Source organism: Azospirillum sp. OGB3, from assembly GCF_014192915.1.
In the GTDB taxonomy this organism is placed as follows: Bacteria; Pseudomonadota; Alphaproteobacteria; order Azospirillales; family Azospirillaceae; genus Azospirillum.
In genome coordinates this window covers 67,528-92,583 of sequence record NZ_JACHYN010000021.1, presented here as the reverse complement: position 1 = coordinate 92,583, position 25,056 = coordinate 67,528, and the positions used below count along the sequence as shown (strand labels likewise).

Annotated in this window: 20 protein-coding genes and 1 pseudogene; 9 read left to right on the top strand and 12 right to left on the bottom strand. The window is 69.1% G+C overall.

Annotated elements, in window-relative coordinates:
* The 3 genes from FHW79_RS28205 to FHW79_RS28195 all read right to left on the bottom strand — a co-directional run.
* On the bottom strand, nucleotides 1–242 hold a 242-nt coding region (locus FHW79_RS28205), incomplete at its 3' end, for an NAD(P)(+) transhydrogenase (Re/Si-specific) subunit beta (protein WP_183181980.1).
* A gap of 2 nt (nucleotides 243–244) precedes the next feature.
* Nucleotides 245–667 carry an NAD(P) transhydrogenase subunit alpha gene (locus FHW79_RS28200; protein WP_014239968.1) on the bottom strand — a complete coding sequence of 141 codons (423 nt, stop codon included), beginning with the start codon at nucleotides 665–667 and terminating at the stop codon, nucleotides 245–247.
* A gap of 27 nt (nucleotides 668–694) precedes the next feature.
* Nucleotides 695–1,852, bottom strand: coding sequence for a Re/Si-specific NAD(P)(+) transhydrogenase subunit alpha (locus tag FHW79_RS28195; RefSeq protein WP_183181979.1), 1,158 nt, complete (start codon nucleotides 1,850–1,852; stop codon nucleotides 695–697).
* Nucleotides 1,853–2,255: 403 nt separating this feature from the next.
* On the opposite strand from FHW79_RS28195, the gene FHW79_RS28190 reads away from it, so the two are divergent.
* Nucleotides 2,256–2,504, top strand: a complete 249-nt coding sequence (locus FHW79_RS28190) for a DUF2312 domain-containing protein (RefSeq protein ID WP_014239966.1) — start codon at nucleotides 2,256–2,258, stop codon at nucleotides 2,502–2,504.
* 18 nt (nucleotides 2,505–2,522) lie between these two features.
* Here the strand turns inward: FHW79_RS28190 and FHW79_RS28185 are convergent, their stop codons facing one another.
* The 3 genes from FHW79_RS28185 to FHW79_RS28175 form a co-directional block, all read right to left on the bottom strand.
* On the bottom strand, nucleotides 2,523–4,736 hold the full coding sequence (locus FHW79_RS28185) for an anthranilate synthase (protein WP_183181978.1): 2,214 nt from the start codon (nucleotides 4,734–4,736) through the stop codon (nucleotides 2,523–2,525).
* A gap of 237 nt (nucleotides 4,737–4,973) precedes the next feature.
* The gene (locus FHW79_RS28180; protein WP_183181977.1) at nucleotides 4,974–5,555 is read right to left on the bottom strand and encodes a cation transporter; all 582 of its coding nucleotides are present in this window, start codon (nucleotides 5,553–5,555) and stop codon (nucleotides 4,974–4,976) included.
* Nucleotides 5,556–5,742: 187 nt separating this feature from the next.
* On the bottom strand, nucleotides 5,743–6,681 hold the full coding sequence (locus FHW79_RS28175) for a cation transporter (protein WP_183181976.1): 939 nt from the start codon (nucleotides 6,679–6,681) through the stop codon (nucleotides 5,743–5,745).
* A 188-nt stretch (nucleotides 6,682–6,869) separates the two neighbouring features.
* Here FHW79_RS28175 and FHW79_RS28170 point away from each other — a divergent pair, with 188 nt between their 5' ends.
* The 3 genes and pseudogenes from FHW79_RS28170 to FHW79_RS28160 form a co-directional block, all read left to right on the top strand.
* Nucleotides 6,870–7,307 carry a CBS domain-containing protein gene (locus FHW79_RS28170; RefSeq protein WP_183181975.1) on the top strand — a complete coding sequence of 146 codons (438 nt, stop codon included), beginning with the start codon at nucleotides 6,870–6,872 and terminating at the stop codon, nucleotides 7,305–7,307.
* Nucleotides 7,308–7,488: 181 nt separating this feature from the next.
* A complete protein-coding gene (locus FHW79_RS28165) occupies nucleotides 7,489–8,514 on the top strand; it encodes a response regulator (RefSeq protein ID WP_183181974.1) in 1,026 nt (341 codons plus the stop codon).
* A gap of 364 nt (nucleotides 8,515–8,878) precedes the next feature.
* Nucleotides 8,879–12,400 (top strand): annotated as a pseudogene (locus tag FHW79_RS28160) (indolepyruvate ferredoxin oxidoreductase family protein); the annotation flags it as partial.
* A gap of 45 nt (nucleotides 12,401–12,445) precedes the next feature.
* Here FHW79_RS28160 and FHW79_RS28155 read toward each other — a convergent pair.
* The 4 genes from FHW79_RS28155 to FHW79_RS28140 all read right to left on the bottom strand — a co-directional run bounded on the left by FHW79_RS28155 (nucleotide 12,446) and on the right by FHW79_RS28140 (nucleotide 16,395).
* A complete protein-coding gene (locus FHW79_RS28155) occupies nucleotides 12,446–14,101 on the bottom strand; it encodes a hypothetical protein (protein WP_183181972.1) in 1,656 nt (551 codons plus the stop codon).
* Nucleotides 14,098–14,763 carry a hypothetical protein gene (locus tag FHW79_RS28150; RefSeq protein ID WP_183181971.1) on the bottom strand — a complete coding sequence of 222 codons (666 nt, stop codon included), beginning with the start codon at nucleotides 14,761–14,763 and terminating at the stop codon, nucleotides 14,098–14,100. Before FHW79_RS28150 ends, FHW79_RS28155 begins: the two co-directional genes overlap by 4 nt.
* A gap of 175 nt (nucleotides 14,764–14,938) precedes the next feature.
* Nucleotides 14,939–15,886 carry an anti-sigma factor gene (locus tag FHW79_RS28145; protein ID WP_183181970.1) on the bottom strand — a complete coding sequence of 316 codons (948 nt, stop codon included), beginning with the start codon at nucleotides 15,884–15,886 and terminating at the stop codon, nucleotides 14,939–14,941.
* Nucleotides 15,886–16,395 (bottom strand): sigma-70 family RNA polymerase sigma factor, encoded by a 510-nt coding sequence (locus FHW79_RS28140; protein WP_014239953.1) that lies wholly within the window; start codon nucleotides 16,393–16,395, stop codon nucleotides 15,886–15,888. The genes FHW79_RS28145 and FHW79_RS28140 overlap by 1 nt, the downstream gene beginning before the upstream one ends.
* 323 nt (nucleotides 16,396–16,718) lie before the next feature.
* On the opposite strand from FHW79_RS28140, the gene FHW79_RS28135 reads away from it, so the two are divergent.
* Nucleotides 16,719–17,015, top strand: coding sequence for a DNA-binding protein (locus FHW79_RS28135; RefSeq protein ID WP_183181969.1), 297 nt, complete (start codon nucleotides 16,719–16,721; stop codon nucleotides 17,013–17,015).
* A 60-nt stretch (nucleotides 17,016–17,075) separates the two neighbouring features.
* Here FHW79_RS28135 and FHW79_RS28130 read toward each other — a convergent pair whose 3' ends face one another.
* Nucleotides 17,076–18,998, bottom strand: coding sequence for a propionyl-CoA synthetase (locus FHW79_RS28130; protein WP_183181968.1), 1,923 nt, complete (start codon nucleotides 18,996–18,998; stop codon nucleotides 17,076–17,078).
* Between the two features lie 182 nt (nucleotides 18,999–19,180).
* Nucleotides 19,181–20,305: a PHB depolymerase family esterase gene (locus FHW79_RS28125; protein ID WP_183181967.1), complete on the bottom strand. Its 1,125-nt coding sequence runs from the start codon at nucleotides 20,303–20,305 to the stop codon at nucleotides 19,181–19,183.
* A gap of 291 nt (nucleotides 20,306–20,596) precedes the next feature.
* On the opposite strand from FHW79_RS28125, the gene FHW79_RS28120 reads away from it, so the two are divergent.
* The 4 genes from FHW79_RS28120 to FHW79_RS28105 all read left to right on the top strand — a co-directional run bounded on the left by FHW79_RS28120 (nucleotide 20,597) and on the right by FHW79_RS28105 (nucleotide 25,012).
* A complete protein-coding gene (locus FHW79_RS28120) occupies nucleotides 20,597–20,953 on the top strand; it encodes a hypothetical protein (protein ID WP_183181966.1) in 357 nt (118 codons plus the stop codon).
* Between the two features lie 154 nt (nucleotides 20,954–21,107).
* A complete protein-coding gene (locus FHW79_RS28115; protein WP_183181986.1) occupies nucleotides 21,108–22,913 on the top strand; it encodes a M3 family oligoendopeptidase in 1,806 nt (601 codons plus the stop codon).
* Nucleotides 22,914–23,006: 93 nt separating this feature from the next.
* Nucleotides 23,007–23,408: a hemerythrin domain-containing protein gene (locus tag FHW79_RS28110; protein WP_172428710.1), complete on the top strand. Its 402-nt coding sequence runs from the start codon at nucleotides 23,007–23,009 to the stop codon at nucleotides 23,406–23,408.
* 179 nt (nucleotides 23,409–23,587) lie between these two features.
* Complete coding sequence (locus tag FHW79_RS28105; protein WP_183181965.1) at nucleotides 23,588–25,012, top strand: FAD-binding oxidoreductase; 1,425 nt, start codon at nucleotides 23,588–23,590, stop codon at nucleotides 25,010–25,012.
* Nucleotides 25,013–25,056 lie beyond the last annotated feature (44 nt).

Here is a 25,056-nt window from a genome sequence, read left to right as displayed (position 1 = left end):
GCGGTCATCTCGATCTTCTTGGCGATGACGTAGCCGATGCCGCCGCCGATGGCGATGCCGAGCACGATCATCCAGTAGGACTGGACGATGGGCAGAGCCAGCGTGGTCAGCACGGCGATGGTCATGCCGGCCATGCCGAAGAAGTTGCCCTGGCGGGAGGTCTCCGGGCTGGACAGGCCGCGCAGGGCCATGATGAAGCAGACCGAGGCGACCAGATAGAGAAGGGCGGACAGGGTTTCCATGGTTACTTGCCCTTCTTCTTGAACATCGACAGCATGCGCTGGGTGACCAGGAAGCCGCCGAAGATGTTGACGCTGGCCAGGATAACGGCGAGGAAGCCCATGATCTTGGAGAAGCCGAAGCCGGCCGGGCCGGCGGCGATCAGGGCGCCGACGATGATCACCGAGGACACCGCGTTGGTCACCGCCATCAGCGGCGAGTGCAGCGCCGGCGTCACCCGCCACACCACGTAGTAGCCGACGAAGCAGGCCAGCACGAACACCGTCAGGCCGGTGATGAAGAAGTTGCCGTGGCTCGCCGCGTCCGCGACGGGAGCGGCGTGGCCGAGTGCTGCGGCCTGGGCGGCGAGCGCGTCGATCTGCTGGCTGGCCGCGGCGAGCTGGGCCTTCAGCTCAGCGACGCGGTTGGACAATTGAGTCTGATCCATGTGTCTCTCCCTAATTCCGTCCGGCCTTTAGACCGTCTGGCCGGCGAAGGCGGGATGGACGACCTGCCCATCGCGGGTGAGCGCGATGGCCTTCACGATCTCGTCGTCCCAGTTGAGCGTGACGCCCTTTTCCTTGTCGTGCAGCGACTGCAGCAGAGCGAGCAGGTTCTTGGCGTACAAGAGCGAAGCGCTCTCGGCGATGCGGCTGGGGTAGTTGGCGTGGCCGACGATCTTCACCCCGTTGTCGGTGACGACCACCTTGCCCAGCTCCGAGCCCTCGACGTTGCCGCCCTGCTCCACCGCCAGATCGATCAGCACCGAGCCCGGCTTCATCGAGGCGACATGCTCGCGCGTCACCAGGATCGGCGCCTTGCGCCCGGGGATCAGCGCCGTGGTGATGACGATGTCCTGCTTCTTGATGTGCTCGGCCACCAGCGCCGCCTGCTGGCGCTTGTAGTCGTCCGACATCTCCTTGGCGTAGCCGCCCGCGGTCTCGGCCTGCTTGAACTCGTCGTTCTCCACCGCGACGAAGCTGCCGCCCAGCGACTGCACCTGCTCCTTGACCGCCGGGCGCACGTCGGTCGCCGAGACGATGGCGCCCAGCCGCTTGGCCGTGGCGATGGCCTGCAGGCCGGCGACACCGACGCCCATGATGAAGGCGCGCGCCGGCGGCACCGTGCCCGCCGCGGTCATCATCATCGGGTAGGCCCGGCCATACTCGCTGGCCGCGTCCACCACCGCCTTGTAGCCGGCGAGGTTGGCCTGCGAGGACAGCACGTCCATGACCTGGGCCCGGGTGATGCGCGGCATGAACTCCATGGCGAAGGCGTTCACCCCGGCCGCGGCGTAGGCGGCCACGTGGTCGCGGCTGTTGTAGGGGTTGAGGATGGCGAACAGCAGCGCGCCGCGCTTGATCAGCGCCAGCTCGTCGAGGTCCCCCTCCCCGGCCAGCAGCGGGCGCTGCACCTTCAGCACGATGTCGGCGTCGGCCAGCGCCGACGCGGCGTCCGGCGCGATCTCCGCGCCGGCGTCCTGATACACCCGGTCCGGCAGGTTCGAGCCCAGACCGGCCCCGGTCTCCACGACCACTTCCAGGCTGAGGGCTTTGAGTTTCTTGACCGTCTCCGGAGACGCCGCGACGCGATTCTCGCCCGCGCGCCGCTCCCTGGGTATGGCGATTTTCATGGTTCTTTATCTCCCCTGCCGCAAGTGGCCGATTTGCGTGCAATCAGCCTAGACCGTCGGCATCAATGCCGGATTTATGTGACTTTGTGAAGCTCTTGAGCGTCGATGGTATTACCAGCGGTGATGGGTGCGGCGCAACAGCCCGGAGAGGGTTGGCACGCCCGCGTGCAACGGAAAGTGCAAGGTCGCCGCTTTCGCACGGTCCCGCCATCGGTCTTTCGCATCAGGCGTTGGTCCGAGGCGGCGCTCGTCGTCGTGGGCGTATCCCACTATCCGGGCACACCCGGCCGTGGCCTGTGGCATCCGCGCCGATGACGCCGGGAGTCGCTTGCCATCGACGGCGCCCGCCGATATCGTCCGCGCCGGATTCCCCGGAAGCACCCAATTTGAGGTTACCCTTATCATGTCCGACGTCGGCGGCATTGCGGCGGATCGCCTGAAATCCTTCGTGGAGCGCATCGAGCGCCTGGAAGAGGAGAAGCGCGGCCTGCAGGAGGACATCAAGGAGGTCTACTCCGAGGCCAAGGGCACCGGCTTCGATACCAAGATCATCCGCCAGATCATCCGGCTGCGCAAAATGGACAAGGCCGACCGCCAGGAGCAGGAAGCGATCCTGGAACTCTACAAGGAAGCGCTGGGGATGGTGGAGTAACCACCCCCGGCCCCTTCCTCACGCCGCCGCGTCCGCGAGGGCGCCGGCGGCCAGCCGGTCCATCACGTTGCCCAGCAGGGCGAGACCGGCCCCACCGTCGAGCGACAGGATCGACTCGGGGTGGAACTGCACGGCGGCGAGCGGAAGCCGCCGGTGCTCCACGGCCATCACCAGACCGTCGGCGGTTTCCGCGGTCACCGTCAGGTCCGCCGGCAGCCGGTCGCGCCGCGCCACCAGCGAGTGGTAGCGCCCGACCCTCATCCGCTCCGGCAGGCCGGCGAACAGCGCGCCGCCCAGCACCCGGACCTCCGTCGCCTTGCCGTGGACCGGTTCCGGCAACACGTCCAGCGCGCCGCCGAACCGCTCCACCATCCCCTGCAAGCCCAGACAGACTCCGAACACCGGCAGGCCGAGCGCCAGCGCCGCGTCGATGGTGCCGGCCACGTCGAAATCCGCCGGGCGTCCCGGACCGGGGGACAGCACGACCAGATCCGGCCTCTGCTCCGCCAGCGCCGCCCGTGCGTGACTGTGACGCAGCGTCGTCACCGACGCGCCGGTCTGGCGCAGATAGTCGGCCAGCGTGTGGACGAAGCTGTCGTCGTGATCCACCAGCAGCACCCGCTTGCCACGCCCGCCACAGGGAGCCGCCGGAATCGTGGGAAGCAAATTCGCGGTGGTCCCGCGGATGGCGTCGCGGAAGGCGGCGGCCTTCAGGCGGCACTCGGCGTCCTCCGCGTCCGGATCGCTGTCGGACAGCAGGGTCGCCCCGGCCCGCACGCAAGCGACGCCCTCGGCCATGCGGATGGTGCGCAGGGTCAGGCCGGTGTCCATCCCACCGTCGAAGCCCAGGCGACCAAAGGCCCCGCCGTACCAGCGCCGCGGCGACTGCTCCGTATCCTCCAGGAACTGCATGGCCCAGCGCTTCGGCGCCCCGGTCACCGTCACCGCCCAGGTGTGGGTGAGGAAGGCGTCCAGCGCGTCCAGGCCGGGCCGCAGCCGCCCCTCCACATGGTCCACCGTGTGGATCAGGCGGGAGTACAGTTCGATCATCCGCCGGCCGATCACCCGGACGGACCCCGGCTCGCACACCCGCGCCTTGTCGTTGCGGTCGACGTCGGTGCACATGGTCAGCTCCGCCGCGTCCTTGGCCGAGGTCAGCAGGCGCAGGATCTGCGAGGAGTCGCCCAGCGCGTCGGCCCCGCGCGCCACGGTGCCGGAGATCGGGCAGGTTTCCACCCGCCCGCCCAGTCGACCGCCCGCCACCCGCACGTACATCTCCGGGCTGGCGGCGACGAGGAACTCGCCCCGACCGAGATTGACGAGGGCCTCGTAGGGCGCCGGGTTGGCGGCGCGCAGCCGCCGGAACACCGCCGAGGGCGCGTCGGCGCAGGGCTCGGCGAAGGTCTGGCCCGGCACCACCTCGAACAGGTCGCCGCGGCGGAAGGCGGCCTTGGCGGTCTCGACGACGCGCTGATACGCGCCGGGCGCGTGGTCGCAGCCGGCCTCGGTGTTGGTGTCGGGGCGGTAGGGGTGGTCGCGCCCGGCGCGCTCCAGCCCTTCCGTACTCCCCGCCGCCGTGGCGAACTCGTACTCGACGAGCCGTGCGAGGCCCATCGCGGGGTCCAGCGCGACGAGCCGGTCCGGCAGGTACAGCACCAGATCGCGCTGGTCGTCGGGCCGCTCCAGCCGCAGGCGGATCGGCTCGAACTGGAAGGCGAGGTCGTAGGCGAAGGCCCCGTAGAGCCCGAGCAGCGGATCGTCGGGGGCAGCGAACAGCGCCAGCACCGCGCGCAGGACCGAGAAGACGGAGGGCTGGCGGCTCCGCTCCTCCTCCGGGAAGGGGTGCTGCGGCTTGCGGACCAGAGCGGTGACGCGCGACGGCGCCTCCTCGAGCCCGGCCAGCGCCTCCAGGCCGCGCAGAGCCTCGGCGACGGCTGGCAACAGCAGCCGGCCCCGCGCGTTCAGCGCGTCGATGCGCAGCGTCCGCCCGCGCGCGGTGAGCGCCAGCGGCGGATCGGTGAAGCCCAGCGCGTGCAGGCGGTAGCGGCCCGGCGCCTCCACCCCGCTCGACAGCAGCAGGCCGCGGCGGCGGTCCAGCGCGTCGATCACCGGATCGAGAGCGCCCTGCGGGTCGAGCGCCGTGGCGCGCCGGGTCACGGTGACGCCGCCCCGCGTCCGGAAAGACAGCGGTTCGAGGAGGCTGGGAGAAGCGAGGAGATCGGCGGGATACATGGTGGGGTCTCCGGTGGTCGATCCGTTGGCGGACGGACACCCGGAGTTCCCTTGCTCGACACCTGGATTCCCTGGTCAGGAAAAAGGCCGCCCGGAAGCTCCGGGCGGCCTTTCGATACTCTGTGCGCTCACGCGCGTCGGCTGGCCGGCCCGGTTAGACGGGCCACCACCAACGACACGACAGGGAGGGAGCGGCGAAATTCATGGCGTCGAGTTCGCCACAGGGATGCGGTCCTGTCAAGCCCCCTTGCCCAGCCCGGTCGGGTCGGCGGGCGCGTGCCACGCGCGGCGTTCCGCCACCGCCTGCCGCAGCGCCGTGACGGCGGCGGACAGCACGGTGGCGGCGATGACCGCGGCGACCAGATGGTCCGGCCAGCCCTGCTCCATCGTCCAGGCGCCCGCCGCCGCCATCATCACCGCCGCGTTCGCCAGCACGCCGTTGCGGGCGCACAGCCAGACCGCGCGCAGCGTCACTCCGCCGCGCCGTCCGGCGAACAGCAGGACCGCCACCGACAGGCTCGCCCCCATCCCGAGAAGCGCGACGAGGCTCATCACCGGCGCGTCGGGAACGGTGCCGGCGTAGGCGCTCCACGCCGTGACGGCCACCACCCCCAGCCCGAGGACGGTCAACGCCAGCCCCCGTGCCAACGTCGCCCAGCCGCGGGACTCCAGCCCCCGCCCGATCATCCACAGGCCAACGCCGTGGGTCGTCGCAGCCGCCAGGAAATCCAGCGCGCTCGCCCGCAAGGCCATGGACTGCGTCTCCAGCCCCGCGGCCAGGGCGACCGCGGCCATCAGCCCGTTGACGAGCAGCGCCATGCGCAGGGTGCGGCGGTAGTCGGCCTGTTGCCCTCCATTGGGCCGTCCGCCGTTCGGGCGCCCGCCACTCCCGCAAGAACCACCACAGCAATTGCCGGCCATCCCGTCACCCTCCGCCCGCGCCGCGCGTTCCGTTTATCAAGGATACCCTAATAGACACGGCCCGGACCGTCCACAGGGCCGGCCGTCATTCCGCCCATTCCGGATCGCTGGTGAAGGCGATGGTGAGCCACCGGTCGGGACCTTCGCCGCCGATCGCAGCACCCACCTCGTCGCGGATTTTGTCCCACTCCTCCAGCGTGCGCGGCGGCCAGCCGCGCGGGACGATGAAGAACAGCTCGATCTGCCGCCCCCGCCCCACCCGCGCGACATAGGCGCGGTGAGAGGAGAAGCCGTAGCGCCGCACGATGTCCGACGCGACGGCGTCGACGTGCCGCTTGAGGTCGGCGGGCGTGACCAGAAGGACGTCGGCCAGCGCCTGCCGCATCGTGCCGACCGGGATCGGGATGACCACCAGGCAGACCAGGGCCAGCACCGCCGGGTCGATGTAGGGCGACATCCATTGAAGCCGGGTGCCCTGGATCAGGTGGCCGAAGACGAAGGCGACGAGCAGCGCCGCGGTGAGCGCCGCCGACATGATCCAGGACTTCGCGTCGAGCGCCAGGAAATCGGAGCGGACCGTCCGGTTCGCCCGCGTCGCGAAGATTGCCATGCCGGCCGCCACCAGAACGGTCACCGCCGCGTAGACGATCGCGTGGTCAAAGGCGAGATCGCGCCCGCCGGTCATCAGGCTGCCCACGGCGTTGATGAGCGCGTAGATCGCCGCCCCCATCAGCAGGGTGGCGTTCAGCCCGAGGACCATCGGTTCGAGGTGCCAGAAGCCCATGGTGAAGCGCTCGGCCAGTTTGCCGCGGCGCGGGCCGCCCGTGCATAAGGTGGCGGTCGAGGCGGCGATCAGGTTGGACACCAGCAGCGTCACCATCGTCATGCTGGCGTCCACCAGCGAATAGATGCCGTCGAAGACGATGGCGAAGGAGCCCGAGAGCAGGCCGAACAGGATGCCGGCGCCCGCCAGCAGCACCGTGACGGCGATGGACAGGCGAAGAACCTTCTGCTCGGTGGTCATGCGCGCGCTCCCTTCCCCCTGTCCATAATTCAGCGATTGCCGTGCTTCCATGCATAGCGGCCCCGGCAATACGGCAAAACCGATTTTCCGATCCATACCGCTTCACCCTTGCCGGAACCGCCGGCCGCTCCAGGCTCATTTCGAATCGGACCCCGCCGATTCGCCAACCCGAAAGAGGGAGGGTGGACATGACCGTCGTTTCCGAGGTTCTGAACCGCAAAGGCCATACCGTCGCATCGATCCTGCCGTCCGAATCCATCCGGGCCGCCGCCCGCACGCTGACCGACCGGCGCATCGGCGCCCTGGTGGTGTGCGACCGTCGGGGCCGGCTGGCCGGCATCCTGTCGGAGCGTGACATCGTCCGCGCCGTGGCGATGCATGGCGCCGACGCGCTGGATATGCCGGTGGAGGACCTGATGACCCGTCAGGTCAAGACCTGCCGGCCGGAGGACACGATCAAGGACGTGATGCAGATGATGACGCTGCGCCGCCACCGCCATGTGCCGGTCTGCAACGAGGCCGGCGACCTCGCTGGGGTGATCTCCATCGGCGACGCCGTGAAGGCCCGCCTGGACGAGCAGGCCCACGAGGTGGCCGTCCTGAAGGATCTCGCGCTGGTCCGCTAGAGGCACCCCGGACCTCGACCGAGTCTCCGGACGGGGGAGCCGAAGACCAGGCGCACTCCATGAGGCGAAAAGGCTCCCCCGGTCGTGCGCCGATTGGCGCTAACACGTCTCCGCGTCCTGAAATCCCAGGGCGGCGTTCGGATATTCGGTAACGCTTCGTTCCCGAACCTTCGGACCCGACATGCCGCGCCGCTACCCGACCCACCTGAAGATCCTGGTCGTCGAGAACAACCCGCTGCTGCTGCGGGCATTGCGGGACATGCTGGAACACTGGGGCGTCGGTCAGGTCGCCCCCGCCGCCAACGGGCAGGAGGCGATGGAGTTGCTGCGCCGGGAGCCCTACGACCTGATGGTCACCGATTGGGTGATGGAACCGGTGGGCGGCGGGCAGCTCGTCCGCTGGGTGCGCGGTTCCGCCAGCTGCCTCAGCCCCGATCTGCCGATCATCGTGCTGACCGCCAACGCCGACGTCGCCACCGTGCGCGCCGCCTGGGACGCCGGGGCGGACACCGTCCTCGCCAAACCGGCCTCCGCCGCCACCATCGCCCGGCGCATCGAGACCGTGCTGACCAACCCACGCCGGGGCGGCCGTTCCCAGAGCGAAGCGGCCACGGCGAAGCCGACGAACAACAGCACGCCCGCCCCCTCGCACCCGGCGCCGGCCCGCCCGGCGATCTCCTCCGCCCCCGCCCCGCTGCGCCTCCCCCCGCCGCCGCCGCGCCTGCCCGGCCCGTCCGGGACGGGGGCAGGAACGGGTCCGCTGCGCTCGACCGATCCGAAGATGGTCCGGCTGGTGCTGGCCCTCGACCGGATGGAGAGGGCGCTGGCCTATCCCGACGCGCTGGGCACGCGGCTGCGTCACGCGGTGTCCGACCTGCAGTTGGCCGCCGCCGGCAACACTGCGGCCACCGCCATCGTCGCGTCGCTGTCCACCTGCGTCGCCTGGGTGGACCATGACGGGGAGAGCTTCCAGGAGGCGGTGCAGGCCCACATGGACGCCCTGCGCTGGATCATCAGCATCGGCGGCGGGGCGGACGCCTCCGCCGCCCTGCGCGTCATGATCGGCGCCCTGCGCGCCATGGTGCGCAGCCTCAGCCTGCGCGACGGCAACGGCCCCGCTCTGTGGCCGGACGGCGCCTTCGGCGGGCCGGACCACGGGGGCGAGACAGGCCATTCATCGGGTCATCCTCCCCTGCCGCCCGCCTGAAGACTTCCCATATCGGGTAAGAAGGCCCCCTCCCCGACCCTCCCCCGCTCACGCGGGAGAGGGTGCCTTCCGCGAAAGCGGCGGCAGTTCCCTCCCCTGCGAAGCGGGGGAGGGTTAGGGTGGGGGCAAGGGTGACGCACCTGTGGGCGCGAGCGGGAATGTCCCGCCGAAGGGCGATTCCCGCCCGTCCGTTTCACAGCGCTGCGAGCGCCGGACCGTTCCTTGCTTTTTGCAGAAGGAGGCCCGGCGCCGGTTGCCGAATAAGACAGCCTTCGTTACCTTTTTGCTTGTCGAACAAACACAACAAGCGGCGCGGCGAACGCGCCCGGAACAGCGCTTTTCAGGGCGCCACAAAGGGGATGGAACAATGGCACTCGCAACCGTGACCCTTGACGACAAGTACGCGCTTGAACAAGGGCGCGTGTACCTGACGGGAACCCAGGCGCTGGTGCGCCTTCCGATGATGCAGCGCCAGCGCGATCTTGCCGCCGGGTTGAACACCGCCTGTTTCATTTCGGGTTACCGTGGGTCGCCGTTGGGCGGCTTCGACCAGAATTTGTGGAACGCGCGCAAGTTCCTGGAGAGGAACCACATCCAGTTCCAGCCCGGCGTGAACGAGGAGCTGGGCGCCACCGCCGTCTGGGGCAGCCAGCAGGTCGGCATGTTCCCCGGCGCCAAGTACGACGGCGTTTATTCCATGTGGTACGGCAAGGGTCCGGGCGTCGACCGCTCGGGCGACGTGTTCAAGCACGCCAACGCCGCCGGCACCTCGCGCAACGGCGGCGTGCTGGTGCTGACCGGCGACGACCACAACGCCAAGTCCTCCACCTTCCCGCATCAGTCCGAACACGCCTTCATGCACGCGATGATCCCCGTGCTGAACCCGTCGGGCGTGCAGGAGATCCTGGATTACGGCCTGATCGGCTGGGCGATGAGCCGGTATTCCGGCTGCTGGATCGCCATGAAGACGATCGCCGAGACGGTGGACACCTCGGCCTCGGTGACCATCGACCCGCACCGCGTCAGCCCGATCGTCCCTGCCGATTTCCCGATGCCGCCGGGCGGCCTGAACATCCGCTGGCCCGACCCGCCGCTGGAGCAGGAATACCGGCTGATGAAGCACAAGCTGTACGCCGCCCTGGCGTTCGCCCGTGCCAACCGGCTGGACAAGGTGATGGTGTCCTCCCCCCGCCCGCGCTTCGGCATCGTCACCACCGGCAAGAGCTATCTGGACGTCCGGCAGGCCTTCGACGAGTTGGGCATCACCGAGGCGATGGCCGCCGACTGGGGCCTGACCGTCTACAAGGTCGGCATGCCCTGGCCGCTGGAGCGCGACGGCGTGCGCCACTTCGCCGAGGGGCTCGACGAGATCGTCGTGGTCGAGGAGAAGCGCGCGGTCATCGAGAACCAGCTGAAGGAGCAGCTCTACAACTGGCACCCCGACGTCCGCCCGAAGGTGGTCGGCAAGTTCGACGAGCACGGCGAGTGGATCCTCCCCTCCGCCGGCGAGCTGTCGCCCGCGCAGATCGCCGTGGTCATCGGCCGCCGGCTGGAGCGCTTCGTCGACAACGAGAACCTGAAGCGCCGCGTCGCCTTCCTCGACGCCCAGGAAAAGCAGAAGGCCCATCAGGCCCGCGTCATCCGCAAGCCGACCTTCTGCTCCGGCTGCCCGCACAACACCTCCACCCATGTGCCGGAGGGCAGCCGCGCGCTGGGCGGCATCGGCTGCCACTACATGGCGACCTGGCTCGACCGCAAGACCGACACCTTCACCCAGATGGGCGGCGAGGGCGTGCCTTGGGTCGGCCAGGCGCCCTTCACCGAGGAGAAGCACATCTTCGCCAACCTCGGCGACGGCACCTACTACCATTCCGGCATCCTGGCGATCCGGCAGGCCATCGCGGCGAAGGCCAACATCACCTACAAGATCCTGTTCAACGACGCCGTGGCGATGACCGGCGGCCAGCCGGTGGACGGCACCCTGACCGTCCAGTCGCTCGCCAACCAGCTCCGCGCCGAGGGCGTGGGCCGCATCGTCGTCGTCTCCGACGAGCCGGAGAAGTACGGCATCGGCGACGGCCTGCCGCAATACACCAGCGTCGAACACCGCGACGACCTGGAGCGCGTGCAGAAGGAGATGCGCGAGGTGCCCGGCGTCACCGCCCTGATCTACGACCAGACCTGCGCCACCGAGAAGCGCCGCCGCCGCAAGCGCGGCAAGATGGTCGACCCGGCCAAGCGCGTCATCATCAACGAGCTGGTCTGCGAAGGCTGCGGCGACTGTTCGGTCAAGTCCTCCTGCGTGTCGGTGGTGCCGCTGGAGACCGAGTTCGGGCGCAAGCGCCAGATCGACCAGTCGAGCTGCAACAAGGACTATTCCTGCACCAAGGGTTTCTGCCCCAGCTTCGTGACGGTGGAGGGCGGCCAGCTCCGCAAGCCGAAACCGGTCGAAGCGAAGGCGGGCGCGGCGATGGCCGGGGCCGACCCGTCCGACCTGCGCACCCCCACCCTGCCCGCGCTCGACCGGCCCTGGGGCATCTACGTCACCGGCGTCGGCGGCACCGGCGTGGTGACCATCGGCGCCCTGCTCGGCATGGCCGCCCACATCGAGGGCAAGGGCGTCGGCGTGCTCGACATGACCGGCCTCGCCCAGAAGGGCGGTGCTGTGACCAGCCACATCCGCATCGCCGCAACGCCGGAGGACATCCATTCCGTCCGCATCGCGGCGGGCGGAGCCGACGCGGTCGTGGGCTGCGACCTGATCGTCGCCGGGGCGGGCGACGCCCTGTCGAAGATGGCGCACGGCCACACCCGCGCGGTCATCAACACCCACGACACCATCACCGTGGACTTCCTGAAGAAGCCGGATTTCACGGTGCCGGTCCGCGATCTGGTGGCCGACATCCGCAAGGCCTGCGGCGAGGGGGCGGTGAACGCCTTCGACGCGACCAAGCTGGCGACCGCGCTGATGGGCGACAGCATCGCCACCAACCCCTTCCTGATGGGCTACGCGTGGCAGAAGGGACTGATCCCGATCACCGCCGAGGCCATCCTGAAGGCCATCGAGCTGAACGGCGTGGCGGTGAAGATGAACACCGACGCCTTCAACTGGGGCCGCCGCGCCGCCGTCGATCTGGCCGCGGTGGAGGCCGCCGCCAACCCGCCGCAGGAGCAGGCGGCCGCACACGACCTGTTCATCCTCGACCAGCGCCGCCCCTCGGCCAGCCTGGACGAGGCCGTCGCCCGCCGCACCGCCTTCCTGACCGATTATCAGGACGCGGCCTACGCCAGCCGCTACCACGCGCTGGTCGACTGGACGCGGCGCGTCGAGGGCCAGAGGCTCCCCGGCTCCACCGCCCTGACCGAGGCCGTGGCCAAGGGCTACTTCAAGCTGCTCGCCTACAAGGACGAGTATGAGGTGGCCCGGCTCTACACCGACACCGGCTTCGTCGAGCAGGTCGGGCGGATGTTCGAGGGCGACTACAAGCTGGTCTTCCACATGGCCCCGCCGGTGATGGGCGAGACCGGCGAGGATGGCGGCGAGCCGAAGAAGAAGCGCTTCGGCCCGTGGATGCTGAAGGCCCTGCGCCTGCTCGCCAAGGGCAAGCGCCTGCGCGGCAGCCCGCTCGACCCGTTCGGCTGGCTGGCCGAGCGCCGCATGGAGCGCCGCCTGATCGCCGACTACGAGGCCATCATGGGCGAGATCCTGCACGGCCTGACCCGCGACAACCACGCCACGGCGGTGGAGATCGCCCGCCTGCCGCAGGAGATGCGCGGCTATGGCCCGGTGAAGGCCCGCAACGTCGCGGCGGCCAAGGCGAAGGAAGCCGCCCTGCTCGACGGCTTCCGCCAGCCCGCCGCCCCGCAGCCGATGGCGGCGGAGTGAGTTGCCACCGTCCCCGCGCCTCCTCAGGCGGCGCGGGGACGGTGTTCACGGTGTGGCCATGGCGGCCAGATCGCGGCGCAACCGCTCCACCGGCTCCGTCCAGTCGCCGAACACGGATTGGCGGTAGAGGTGGGCCGTCGGGTACCAGGGCGAATCCGTCCGCCCATGCATCCAGCGCCACTCCGCCCCCTGGTCGAGCAGCACCGCCACCGGCTTCCCCAGCGCCCCAGCGAGGTGGGCCACGGCGGTGCAGGGGCTGATCACGATGTCCAGCGCCTGGATTGCCGCGGCGGTGTCCGCGAAATCGCGCAGTTCCAATCCGAGGTCGAGAACCGGGCCGAGCGGGCGGAGGCGCTCCAGGTCCGAACGCCCGTTGGCGACCTGGAGCAGAACCGCCGTCACGCCGGGAATGCCGGTCAGCGGCAGGACCGCCTCCAGCCCGGGGGAACGCTGGCGGTGATAGGGAAAGGCGACCGAGCCGTGCCAGACCAGCCCGGCCTTTACCCCGCTCACGCCGGCCAACCGGTCCGTCCAGCGCCGCGCCGCCGCACCGGGCGCCCGCAGATAGGGAACGACGGCAGGCACGCTGTCCAGATCGGTGCCCATGCGATGGATCAGGCTCATGATGGGGATGTGGACGTCGTGGGCCGGCGGCGGCCCGTCGAGGCCGGACAGCTCGTCCACCAACTCCGACGCGCGGAAGAGGTCGAGCAAACCGTCCGGCCCATGAAAGACCACGCGCATGCCCTGCGCCCGCAGCAGAGGGGCGTAACGAATGAACTGGATGGCGTCGCCATAGCCACGGTCGGCGTGGATCAACAGCGTTTTGCCCGACTGGACTTGGCCGTCCCAGACCGGCCGGCCGTAGGACCGCGACGGCACAAAGCTGGGCAGGCTCAGCCGCGCCTCGTAATCCGCCGCCCCGTCGCGCAGGCGCCCGGTGAGCATGCGCAGCGTCCCGCGCCCCGCCCGCGCCGCATCCATCCCCGGCGACAGACGCAAAGCGTGGTCGAAGGCGGCCTCCACCGGAACCACCGCGTGCCGGCCCAACCCGGCAAAGCCCAGATTGACCCAATGCTCGGCCGCGGCCGGGTCGAGCGCCGTGGCCCGGCGCAGGGCGGTCCGCGCCTCATCCTGCCGCCACGCCGCCAGAAGTGCCGCCCCCGCCGCCCCCCAGGCGGTCGCCGTCCCGCGCAGCACCGCCAGCCGGACCAAGGCGTCGGCCGTTGCGTCCGCCCGTTCCGCCTTGCCCAGCGCCTCCGCCAGATTGTTCTGACTGCGGGCGTGGCCGGGGGCCAGCGTCAGCGCCAGCCGGTAGAGCGCCGTAGCGGCGGCAACATCCCGCGCCCCCAGCCGCAGGTCCGCAAGATCGCAGGCGAGATCCGGCGACAACGCGCCGCGGCGCACGGCGCCGGCCAGCAGAGGCGCCGCCCGGTCCGCCCATCCCTGGCGTTTCAGGCATTCCGCTTGGCTGCGCGCGTAGGCGGGGTTCTCCGGCGCGCAGGCCGACGCCCGGCGGAAGCGCGCCTCGCCTCCCGCGGGATCGCCCGCGGAGACGGCCAGCACGCCGAGGATGTTCCAGGCTTCGCCGTGGCCGGGGACCAGCGCCAGCGCACGGACCACTTGGCGTTCCGCCCCTGCCCGGTCACCCCGCTGGAGCGCGGTAGCACCCGCGCGGAGGAAGTCCAGCGCGTCGGTCATGACCGCAGGTCCAGCGCGTTCAAGGCCTCCGCCCAGACCTCGGCGGCGCGGATGGGGTGGAGGTGGTGGTCGCCGGGATTCGGGCTGCGGAACGCCTCGGCGACCAGCCCGCTCTCCGGGTCGGTGATGCGCGGCGTGATGTCGATGAAGGGCAAGCCGCGCGCCGCCGCCGCGTCGCGCAGGCGGGCGTTGTAGCGGTGGGTCAGCTCGGTGCGCTGGCGCAGCGTGGCGGTGACCTCATGCCGGGCACGCGCCACCTTGCCGCGGGTCTCGCCGTCCCGGATGGTCGGCAGCACCGCTCCGGTCAGCACCAGCGTGGGATAGCCGCCCTCCAGCAGATCGTCCACGAAGGCGGCGCAGGCGGCCACCGACTCCTCCAGCTGCCGCTCGACGCAGTCGCCGTGCCTCTGCGCCCGCCACCAGATGACGAATCCACAATCGACCTCGCCAAGCTGGATCACCGGAATGGCTTTCGGATCGGCGGGCAGCAAGGCGTCCTTGAAGAGAGCGACCGCATGAGTCCGGCTTTCCGGGTTGCGCAGCCCAACCGAGGTCGCCCCGGGAACCAGCAGACAGCGCGCCGGCCGGTTGAGCAGGTGGATCGTCGCGGCGATCTCGAAGGATTGCACGTGGCTGTCGCCGATGAAGAACCAGTCCCGCATGCCCCATGATCCACGCCGTCACGGGTGCATTGTGGAGCGGTGGCAGGCTGGGGGCAAACTGGAAAACGAAGAGAGGAGAGCTGTTTCAACCCTTTGGGTTCAGGAGCCACGCCACCCTTTGGCGGAGTGCGCGAGGGGTGGCGGTCGCCCCTCGCAAATCACGTCACTCCCCGCCTCAGCTGTCCTTCGGCTTGTGCGTGTCGCTGATCGGCTGGACCCCGGCCGGCGGCTGGTCCTGCTGCTGTTGCTGGGGCTGCTGCTCCTGTTGCTGCTGGGGCTGCTGGTCCTGCTGCTGCGGCTCGGGGCGGCGCGGGCCGGCCTTGACGTCGTTGTAGACGGCCTCGGCGACGCGCAGCAGGTCCTCCTTGGACATCCGGCCGGCCAGCGCGTAGGCCAACGGCCCTTCCACCCAATAGATGGTCGCCACGTCGCCGTTCTGCGAGAAGCCGAACTTGGCCGGGTTGCCGGAGCGCGGGGCGCCGACGAACAGGGTGACGCGCTTGTTCGCCTCGTTCACGTACATGTACTGGGCGCCGGCCCCCAGCTCGGTGGGCAGCGACCGGCCGCCGATCAGGCGCAGGCCGACCTTGCCGAGGTCGGGGCCGAACACGTCGCGGCCGACGCGCTTGGACAGCCAGCTGTTCAGCTCATCCTGGTTGTCGGCGCCGAGCTCGACCTGGAAGCGCTCGTCGGAGGTGTAGAAGCGGTGGGCCTGGGTGGCCTCCTCGGCGAAGGTCTGGAGCGTCTGGCGCTGCTGGACGACCGGCGACTGGTCCACCGCGCCGCGGCCCAGCCAGCCGCCGCCGGCACCGCCGATGATCAGCATCACCGCCGCAGCCATGCGCACCCAATGGCGGGCGTGCCAGGGGGCGGCGTTGTCGTTGCCGGGCATCCGCCCGCGCAGCTTGCCCGTCAGTTCCTCGACCGGGCCGCTGGCCGGCTCGCGCAGCACGGGGTCGAAGAGTTCGTGCAGCAGCGCGGCCTGGGCGCGGTAGTCCTCGGCCCGGCGGGCGGCATCCGGGTCGTCGGCCAGCCATCGCTCCACGAAGAGCCGGCGTTCCGGAGCCAGTTGCCCATCCACATAGGCGTGCAGTTCGTCGTCCGTTACGCAATGCGCGTTCATCACTTCACCCGCCTGAGGGCCACCGAGCCCTCGTTCGCCAGCTTCGCCCTGACCGCCTCGCGCGCCCGCGAGAGGCGCGACATGACGGTCCCGATCGGCACGCCGAGCGTCTCGGCGACCTCCTCGTATTTCAGGCCCTCCAGCGCGACGAGGAGCAGCACCTTGCGCTGTTCCTCCGGCAGGTCGTCGAGCGCGCGCATCATCTCGCGCAACTCCACACGTTCCTCCTGCCGGGCCGGCGTCACCAGCTTCGACTCGACGCTGTCCACATCGACCTCGTCGGGCCGCGACGCCTTGGAGCGGACCTGATTGACATGGACGTTGTGCAGGATGGTGAAAAGCCACGCCCGCAGGTTCGTCCCCGCCTTGAAGGTGTCGGCGCGCGCCACCGCCCGCGTCAACGCCTCCTGCACCAGATCCTCGGCATCCGAACGGTTGCGCAGCAACGCGCGCGCGTAGCGGCGCAGCGACGCAATGTGGACTTCCAGCTCGACCCCGAACGTGCTCAACCGCGCACCCGATTGTTGCCTCGAAGGCTCCACGGACCGCCGGGTGGCGGATCATGGCACTCCTTCAGGTAGGAACGGGTGGCGCGCCCTCCCAGGGCCGAGCCCCCTCGCAAGGACCCGGTACGCCAGGATGAACGCCCCCCGCTCATCGTTTATTCCAGACTTTGATGCCCGTGCAGCAAAAATTCGGCGAAATCGCGGCGGGCCCGAAAAGCGCACCCCATGCTCGGCCTTGTGGCATATCGCCGCTGCGCGCGGATAAGCCCCCGGATCCGGCGCGCGGCTTGGCACAATCCACCGCACTGCGTCATAAGGGCGGGGCCATGGCACGCCATCACGACACCATCGAGATTCTGGTCACCGCCCGCCATTTGGAGGCCCAGGGGATTCGCCCGACCACGCGCATGCTGCGGCTGGCGCTGGGCGGCGGCAGCAACGCGGCCATCGCCCAGGCGCTGGCCATGGAGGAACTGACCCCTCTGGAGGAGCTGATCCGGCGGCGGCGCGACCAGCTCGACCTCGACATCGCCAACGCCCGCCGCGCCCTGGCGGAGTTGGAGGCCGAACAGGCCCGGCTGGACGAGCTGGACGATTCCCTGGCCGCGCTGGACAAGGCTTAGCCGAAAAAGAAATCCCCTCCCCCGGACGCGCCTGGGGAGGGGAACCGAACGCGGGACCAATCAACCGACCTGATGCGCCTTGGCGTAGCCGAGCGACTGCAGCGCCTCGGCGATCTCCGGCAGGATGCCCGGATCGTCGATGGTCGCCGGCGTCTTGTAGTCCTGGTTGTCGGCGATCTTCTGCATGGTGCCGCGCAGGATCTTGCCGGAGCGGGTCTTCGGCAGGCGCTCCACCACCACGGCGCGCTTGAAGTCGGCGACCGGGCCGATCTGCTCGCGCACCAGCTGCACCACCTCCTTGACGATCTCCTCGTGCGGGCGGGTCACGCCGGCCTTCAGGCAGAGGAAGCCCAGCGGCACCTGCCCCTTCAGGTCGTCGGCGACGCCGATCACCGCGCATTCCGCCACGTCCTTGTGGCTGGCCAGAACCTCCTCCATGCCGCCGGTGGACAGGCGGTGGCCGGCGACGTTGATGATGTCGTCAGTGCGGGCCATGATGTAGACGTAGCCGTCATCGTCGATGAAGCCCGCGTCACCGGTCTGGTAGTAGCCGGGGTAATCGGACAGGTACGACTTCCTGTAGCGGTCGTCGGCGTTCCACAGCGTCGGCAGCGTGCCCGGGGGCAGCGGCAGCTTCACGCAGATGGCGCCGATGTCGCCGCGCGGCACCTCCTGGTTCTCGGCGTTCAGGATCCGCACGTCCCAGCCCGGCATCGGGCGGGTGGCCGAGCCGTACTTGATCGGGAAGAGCTGCACGCCCAGCGGGTTGCCGGAGATCGCCCAGCCGGTCTCGGTCTGCCACCAGTGGTCGATGACCGGGACGTTCAGATTGTCCTCGGCCCAATGCAGCGTGTCGGGGTCCGACCGCTCGCCGGCCAGGAACAGGGCGCGGAAGTGCGACAGGTCGTACTTCTTCAGCAACTCGGCGTTGGGGTCCTCGCGCTTGATGGCGCGGAAGGCGGTCGGGGCGGTGAACAGCGTGCCGATCTTGTGCTGCTCGATCACCCGCCAGAAGGTGCCGGCGTCCGGCGTGCCCACCGGCTTGCCCTCGAACACCACCGTGGTGCAGCCGTGCAGCAGCGGACCGTAGACGATGTAGGAATGGCCGACGACCCAGCCCACGTCCGACGCCGCCCAGTACACCTCGCCCGGCTCGACGTTGTAGATGTTCTTCATCGTCCATTTCAGCGCCACGGCGTGGCCGCCGTTGTCGCGGATGACGCCCTTCGGCTGGCCCGTGGTGCCCGACGTGTAGAGGATGTAGAGCGGGTCGGTCGCGGCGACCGGCACGCACTCCGCCGGTTCGGCCTTGGCGACGGCCTCCGCCCAGTCCACGTCGCGGCCCTCGACCAGGGTCGCGGTCTCCTGCGGGCGCTGGAAGACGATGACGCTGGACGGCTTGTGCTCCGCCTGCTCGATGGCGGCGTCGAGCATCGGCTTGTACTTGACGACGCGGTTCGGCTCGATGCCGCAGGAGGCCGAGACGATGGCCTTCGGCCGGGAGTCGTTGATGCGGGTCGCCAATTCGTGCGGGGCGAAGCCGCCGAACACCACCGAATGCACGGCGCCGAGACGCGCGCAGGCCAGCATGGCGACCAGCGACTGCGGGATCATCGGCATGTAGAGGATGACGCGGTCGCCCTTCTCCACGCCTTGGGCGCGCAGCGCGCCGGCGAAGCGGGCAACCTGATCCTGAAGCTCGGCGTAGGTGATGGTCTGGACGGTCTTGGTGACCGGGCTGTCGTAGATGATCGCCGCCTGGGCGCCGCGTCCGGCCTCCACATGACGGTCGACGGCGTTGTAGCAGGTGTTCAGGACGCCGCCGGTGAACCAGCGGTAGAAGGGCGCGTTGCTGTCGTCCAGCACCTTGTCCCAGCGCTTGATCCAGGTGATGTCTTCCGCCGCCTCGCCCCAGAATCCGTCGGGATCGGACAGGGAGCGGGCATGGATCTGGTTGTAGCGATCGGCCGAGCTTTGGCTCATGGGGGCGTCCCTTATATTTTGTTTGGTTCGCGTTTCTCCGCAGCCGCGCAATGAACGTTCACGCAGCGACCCCAATCTGCGTCAAATCTGCATCGTTTGGCAAACGGCATTCCGGAAGGTGCGGCGGGCTGTCGCACCACTTTGGTGCGTACCGGACCCGCCCGCTGCTCCTTCGGCGGGAGTTACTGTTCCAGTTGCAGGAACTCGGCGGCCAGCGCCGCGCCGCAGAAGCCGACATCCTCGATGTAGGTCTTCGTCTCCGACACCCGCACCCGCCCGCAGGGGCGCTGCGGGTTGTGGGTGTCGATGGGCATGACGTGGCCGACGTCCTTCAGCAGCACCGTCTCCACCCACAGGGCGTTGGCGCCCGCCGGGGCGTAGCCCTGCCGCACGGCGCGCTCCGGCCAGGACGGCTCCTGCCCGATGACCACCGGAGAATTTGCCTTCAAGCCGTGGAAGGCCGTCCACTGGTTGGTCAGGTAGAGGGCATTCTGCGGGTCCACGGTGCAGTCGGCCGTCCCCTGGACGATCAGCACGCGCGGACGCCCGGCGGGGTGCTGGGAGCGCTGGACCGCCTTCGTCCATTCGCGGCTGTCATAGCCGCCGGAGCGCGCCTTCACCTCGGCGCAGCCGCGCATAACCGAGATGCCGCAGAGCGACGCGGCCGACTGCATGCTCTGCGCGCATAGCGCCGGAACGCCCGCGAAGAGCGCTCCGCCCGAGAAGACCTGCGGGAAGTCGGCCAGCAAGGTCGCCGCCATGCCCGCCCCTGCCGACAGGCCGGTGACATAGACACGCCCGTCCTCGATTCGGGGACCGTCGCGGTCAAGCCCCTTGCCCGCGCGCACCGCGTCGACCATGGAGACGATAGCCCCCGCCTCCCGTGGGACACCGCCCTTCAGCGGACTGGTCAGGCGGTCGGCGAAATTGAAGCAGCCGAGGGGGTTGCCATAGCGTGAGGCACCTCCGACCATGGCAAAGGGATTGTGCTGCTGCTCCGGCAGCAGGACGATGAGGCCGTAGCGGTCAGCTATGTCCATCCATCCAGAATCCGTGAAGAAGGACGACGCATCCTGCTCGCAGCCGTGAAGAAGGACCAGAAGCGGAGCCTTGCCCCGCACCCGCGCGCCCACGGATACGTAAACGCTCGCCTTTAGCGCACTGCCCTGGGCGTTGAAGGCATCGCCCGGCAGTTCGTCCCAACGATACTTAATCGGTGACAGCGCCGAGGCATGCCCCGACAAAAGGGTCGATAGCCCGATGATCGCCACCACCAGCGACGCGCGCAGCCATGCTCCTAGCGCCATAATGCTCTCTCCGTTTCACCCTAAGGACCGATGATGCCGCCTATCACGATTGCGGACAAGGCAACATATAAAGCAATGATGACCTATCAGACAGCCAATCTCCGCACCAACTAGAACAATCATACTGCGGTATGTTATTCGACAATCCTGCGGTCACTCTTGGCTTATTCTTCATTAAGAGTGGATGCCCATCCGAGCGAAAATCGACCGACGCGGATATCGGCATCGCATCCAGTTATTGCTGGCCATTGTTGCTGGCCTAACCAGCGCCGGAACGCTATGCATGTCGCCATGAGCAGCGACCCGCCCGTCTTCGGCATCCGCCCGATCCTGACCGTCATCCACCCGAACGGCGAACGGCTGATCGTGGCCCGGCTGACCAGTCTCGGCGGGTCCAGCCAGTCCAACCGCTTCGTCCTGCGCCGCGCCGATTTCCGCGCGCCGTGGGAGCAGCCGGACAAGGGCTATTTCGGCTATGCGGAGGTCGCCCGCGCGCTGGATGCCAACGGCTGGCGCGGCTGCGCCATCGAGGCGATGCCCACCACCGATCTTGAGGAGCGGCGGACCCGCCAGCTCGCCCGCAAGAAGCTGCACCTGCAATGCGTGGAGGCGGCGATCCGCCGGGCGCAGGAAAGCCAGGCTCCCTGAGCGGGCGCCGCAGCGCAGCCTTCCCCCGAACCCGCGCTGCGCTTATATCCGGTTCCAAAGTTCAGAACGGCCAAAGCCCAGAACGGAGGGACAGATGACCCGCAGCGCCACCCGGCACCCGATTGGCAATTTCCCTGGCGCTCCCCAGACCACCATGCCCGACACCGCTCTGGCCGCCACCGGGGACGGCCCGGACCTCGGCGCCCTGCCCTCCTGGGACCTGACCGACCTCTATCCGGGCATGGACTCGCCGGAGCTGAAGGCCGACCTGGAGCGGATGGAGAGCGCGTCCAAGGACTTCTACGAACAATACGCGACCAAGCTGGCCGGGCTGGACGGCAACGCCTTCGCCGCCGCCATCCGCGCGTACGAGCACATCGACGAGGTGCTGTCGCGGGTGATGTCCTACGCCGGGCTGGTCTACAACGGCAACATGACCGACCCGGCCATCGCCAAGTTCTACCAGTCGGCGCAGGAGCGGGTGAACGGCATCTCCACCCACCTCGTCTTCTTCACGCTGGAGATCAACCGGCTGGACGACAAGGTGCTGGACGCCAAGCTGACGGCGTCGAAGGACCTCGCCCGCTACGCCCCCTGGCTGCGCGACGTCCGCCTCTTCCGCGAGCACCAGCTCTCCGACGAGGTCGAACGCCTGCTCCATGAGAAGCATGTGGTCGGGCGCGCCGCCTGGAACCGCCTGTTCGACGAGACCATCGCCAGCTTGCGCTTCCCCATCGGCGGGAAGGAGCTGACCTGCGCCGAGGCGCTGAACCGCCTGTCCGACCGCCGTCCGGAGGTCCGCAAGGAGGCCGGGGCGGTGATCGGCCGGGTGATGGGCGACAACATCCGCCTGTTCGCGCTGGTCACCAACACGCTGGCCAAGGACAAGGAGATCGACGACAAGTGGCGCAACTACAAGGCGCCGACGTCGGCCCGCAACCTGTCCAACCGCGTCGAGGACGAGGTCGTGGACGCGCTGGCCGCGGCGGTGAAGGACGCCTACCCGGCCCTGTCCCACCGCTACTACGCGATGAAGGCCAAGTGGTTCGGCCAGGACCATCTGGATTACTGGGACCGCAACGCGCCGCTGCCCGACGACGCCGACCGCAGCATCCGCTGGGACGAGGCGCGCGATCTGGTCCTGGGCGCCTACAGCCGCTTCTCCCCGGATCTCGGGGATCTCGGCAAGCGCTTCTTCGACAACGCCTGGATCGACGCGCCGGTGCGCCCCGGCAAGGCGCCGGGCGCCTTCGCCCACCCCACGGTGCCCAGCGTCCACCCCTATCTGCTGGTCAACTACCAGGGCAAGACGCGCGACGTCATGACGCTCGCGCATGAGCTGGGCCACGGCGTGCACCAGATCCTGGCCGGCGGCCAGGGGCATCTGCTGTCCGACACGCCGCTGACCCTGGCCGAGACCGCGTCGGTGTTTGGCGAGATGCTGACCTTCCGCGCCCTGCTCGACCGCGAGACCGACCCGAAGCGCCGCAAGATCATGCTGGCCTCCAAGGTCGAGGACATGCTGAACACGGTGGTCCGCCAGATCGCCTTCTTCGACTTCGAGCGCCGCGTCCACACCGAGCGCCGCGAGGGCGAACTGACGGCGGAACGGCTGGGCGAGATCTGGATGGCGGTGCAGACCGAAAGCCTCGGCCCGGCGCTGCGCTTCGACGAGGGCTACCGCAACTACTGGTCCTACATCCCGCACTTCATCCACTCGCCCTTCTACGTCTACGCCTACGCCTTCGGCGACTGCCTGGTGAACTCGCTCTACGCGGTCTACCAGGAGTCGGAGAAGGGCTTCGCGGAGAAGTATCTGGCGATGCTGTCGGCGGGCGGCACGCTGCGCCACCAGGAGCTTCTGGCCCCCTTCGGTCTGGACGCCAGCGACCCGGCCTTCTGGCAGAAGGGGCTGAACGTCATCCGCGGCTTTGTTGACGAGCTGGAAAATCAGCCCTGACGGGAGTTTCCCACCGGGTTTTCTTGACGAACGTCAAGAATCCATAATCGCAGGATGGGTATGGTGCCTTCAACGATCCCTTCGGAGAGCACCATGCCCACCCTCTCGATCCCCGCCTGGAGCCCGTCCCTGGAAGTCGGCAACGCCATCATCGACGCCGACCACAAGGAAACGATTGAGCTTCTGGCCGAAGCCGCCAAGGCGTCGGACGCCGACCTGCCCGCCCATTTCACCGCCTTCGCCCAGCACCTCCGCGACCATCTGGCCCGCGAGGAGGAGCTGATGCACCAGTACGGCTTCCCGCCGACGCCCATCCACGTTCACGAGCACAACCGCGTCCGGCTGGAGCTGGAAGGCATTGCCAAGCGCATGGCCGCCGGCAATCTGGCGCTGGTCCGCGGCTATCTGACCGAGGTCGTGCCGGAGTGGTTCATCAACCACAAGAACACCATGGACAGCGCCACCGCCGCCTGGATTCGCAGCCAAGGCGGCTGATCCACCGCCTCCCACCGTCAAAGCCGCGCGAACACCGAATTGAGGGGTGGCTCCGTCCGGAAGAACACCGGAGGGAGTCCTTTCCCGGATGGCCTGTACAGGGGTGAAACTTTACCCTTGTTGCGCCAATCCGCTCCGGATATTCGCGAAAATTGCTGCTTTGACGTGGGAGGTGCTTGATGGGCGAGTTCACGCTTCGCACCGCCGACCGGCGGGACGCGACTCTTTCCGAGGATGCCGTCAACGATCTTGCCGCCCGTCTGCGCGGCCCGCTGCTGACCCCGCAGTCGCCGGGCTACGACGAGGCCCGGACGATCTGGAACGCCATGATCGACCGCCGGCCCGGCCTGATCGCCCGCTGCGCCGGCGCCGCCGACGTCATGCAGGCGGTGCGCTTCGCGCGGGAGAACGGGCTGCTGGTCTCGGTGCGCGGCGGCGGTCACAACATCGCCGGCAATTCCCTGTGCGATGGCGGCCTGCTGATCGACCTCGGCGCGTTGCGCTTCGTCCATGTCGACCCGGTCAGCCGGACCGCGCGGGTGGCCCCTGGCGCCACGCTGGGCGATCTCGACCGCGAGACGCAGGCCTTCGGGCTGGCCGTGCCGGTCGGCATCAACTCGACCACTGGCATCGCCGGGCTGACGCTGGGCGGCGGATTCGGCTGGCTGACCCGCAAATACGGGCTGACGGTGGACAATCTGCTTTCCGCCGACGTGGTCACCGCCGACGGCCGGTTCCTGCGCGCCAGCGCCGACGAGAACGAAGACCTGTTCTGGGCCATTCGCGGCGGCGGCGGCAACTTCGGCGTCGTCACCTCCTTCACCTTCCGCCTGCACCCCGTGGGACCGATGGTGTTCGCCGGGCTGGTCGTCCATCCCTTCGCAGGGGCCGACGACCTGATGCGCCGCTACCGCGACGCCACGGCGGCCCTGCCGGACGAGGCCACCGCCTGGATGGTGCTGCGCAAGGCGCCGCCCCTGCTCTTCCTGCCGCCGGACGTGCACGGCAAGGAGGTTGTGGTGATGCCCGTCATCTATGCCGGCGACGACGAGGCGGCGGCCCGCAAGGCGCTGGAACCGGTGCTGTCGCTGGGCACGCCGGTCGGCGAGCATGTCGGCCTCATGCCCTACGCGGCGTGGCAGGCGGCCTTCGACCCGCTTCTTGTGCCGGGCGCGCGGAACTACTGGAAATCGCAGAACTTCACCGGACTGGAGGACGGGCTGATCGACCTGCTGGTCGAGGAGGCCGGGAGACTGCCCTCCGACCAGTGCGAGATCTTCGTCGGACTGCTTGGCGCTGCGGCCAACCGCGTGCCGGCGGACGCCACCGCCTACCCACACCGTGACGCCCTGTTCGTGATGAACGTGCACGCCCGTTGGAACACCCCGCCGGAGGACAGCGCCTGTATCCAATGGGCGCGCGGCGTCTCCGACCGGACCGCCCGCTACGCAACCGGCGGGGTCTATGTGAACTTCGTCACCGACGACGAACAGCGCGTCCAGGCCGCCTATGGGCCGAACTACGAACGCCTGCGGGCGCTGAAGGCGACATACGACCCGACCAACCTGTTCTGCGTAAACCAGAACATCGCCCCGGTCGGGTGAGTCCGGCGATCCTGCGGAACGGTGGCGCCATCCCGCGCAAGCGG

Bases quoted from the DNA above. Each gene is read 5' to 3' on its own strand.
- FHW79_RS28200 (WP_014239968.1), bottom strand. From the start codon at position 667: ATGGATCAGACTCAATTGTCCAACCGCGTCGCTGAGCTGAAGGCCCAG.
- FHW79_RS28195 (WP_183181979.1), bottom strand. From the start codon at position 1,852: ATGAAAATCGCCATACCCAGGGAGCGGCGCGCGGGCGAGAATCGCGTC.
- FHW79_RS28190 (WP_014239966.1), top strand. From the start codon at position 2,256: ATGTCCGACGTCGGCGGCATTGCGGCGGATCGCCTGAAATCCTTCGTG.
- FHW79_RS28185 (WP_183181978.1), bottom strand. From the start codon at position 4,736: ATGTATCCCGCCGATCTCCTCGCTTCTCCCAGCCTCCTCGAACCGCTG.
- FHW79_RS28180 (WP_183181977.1), bottom strand. From the start codon at position 5,555: ATGGCGCTGCTCGTCAACGGGCTGATGGCCGCGGTCGCCCTGGCCGCG.
- FHW79_RS28175 (WP_183181976.1), bottom strand. From the start codon at position 6,681: ATGACCACCGAGCAGAAGGTTCTTCGCCTGTCCATCGCCGTCACGGTG.
- FHW79_RS28170 (WP_183181975.1), top strand. From the start codon at position 6,870: ATGACCGTCGTTTCCGAGGTTCTGAACCGCAAAGGCCATACCGTCGCA.
- FHW79_RS28165 (WP_183181974.1), top strand. From the start codon at position 7,489: ATGCCGCGCCGCTACCCGACCCACCTGAAGATCCTGGTCGTCGAGAAC.
- FHW79_RS28155 (WP_183181972.1), bottom strand. From the start codon at position 14,101: ATGACCGACGCGCTGGACTTCCTCCGCGCGGGTGCTACCGCGCTCCAG.
- FHW79_RS28150 (WP_183181971.1), bottom strand. From the start codon at position 14,763: ATGCGGGACTGGTTCTTCATCGGCGACAGCCACGTGCAATCCTTCGAG.
- FHW79_RS28145 (WP_183181970.1), bottom strand. From the start codon at position 15,886: ATGAACGCGCATTGCGTAACGGACGACGAACTGCACGCCTATGTGGAT.
- FHW79_RS28135 (WP_183181969.1), top strand. From the start codon at position 16,719: ATGGCACGCCATCACGACACCATCGAGATTCTGGTCACCGCCCGCCAT.
- FHW79_RS28130 (WP_183181968.1), bottom strand. From the start codon at position 18,998: ATGAGCCAAAGCTCGGCCGATCGCTACAACCAGATCCATGCCCGCTCC.
- FHW79_RS28125 (WP_183181967.1), bottom strand. From the start codon at position 20,305: ATGGCGCTAGGAGCATGGCTGCGCGCGTCGCTGGTGGTGGCGATCATC.
- FHW79_RS28120 (WP_183181966.1), top strand. From the start codon at position 20,597: ATGAGCAGCGACCCGCCCGTCTTCGGCATCCGCCCGATCCTGACCGTC.
- FHW79_RS28115 (WP_183181986.1), top strand. From the start codon at position 21,108: ATGCCCGACACCGCTCTGGCCGCCACCGGGGACGGCCCGGACCTCGGC.
- FHW79_RS28110 (WP_172428710.1), top strand. From the start codon at position 23,007: ATGCCCACCCTCTCGATCCCCGCCTGGAGCCCGTCCCTGGAAGTCGGC.
- FHW79_RS28105 (WP_183181965.1), top strand. From the start codon at position 23,588: ATGGGCGAGTTCACGCTTCGCACCGCCGACCGGCGGGACGCGACTCTT.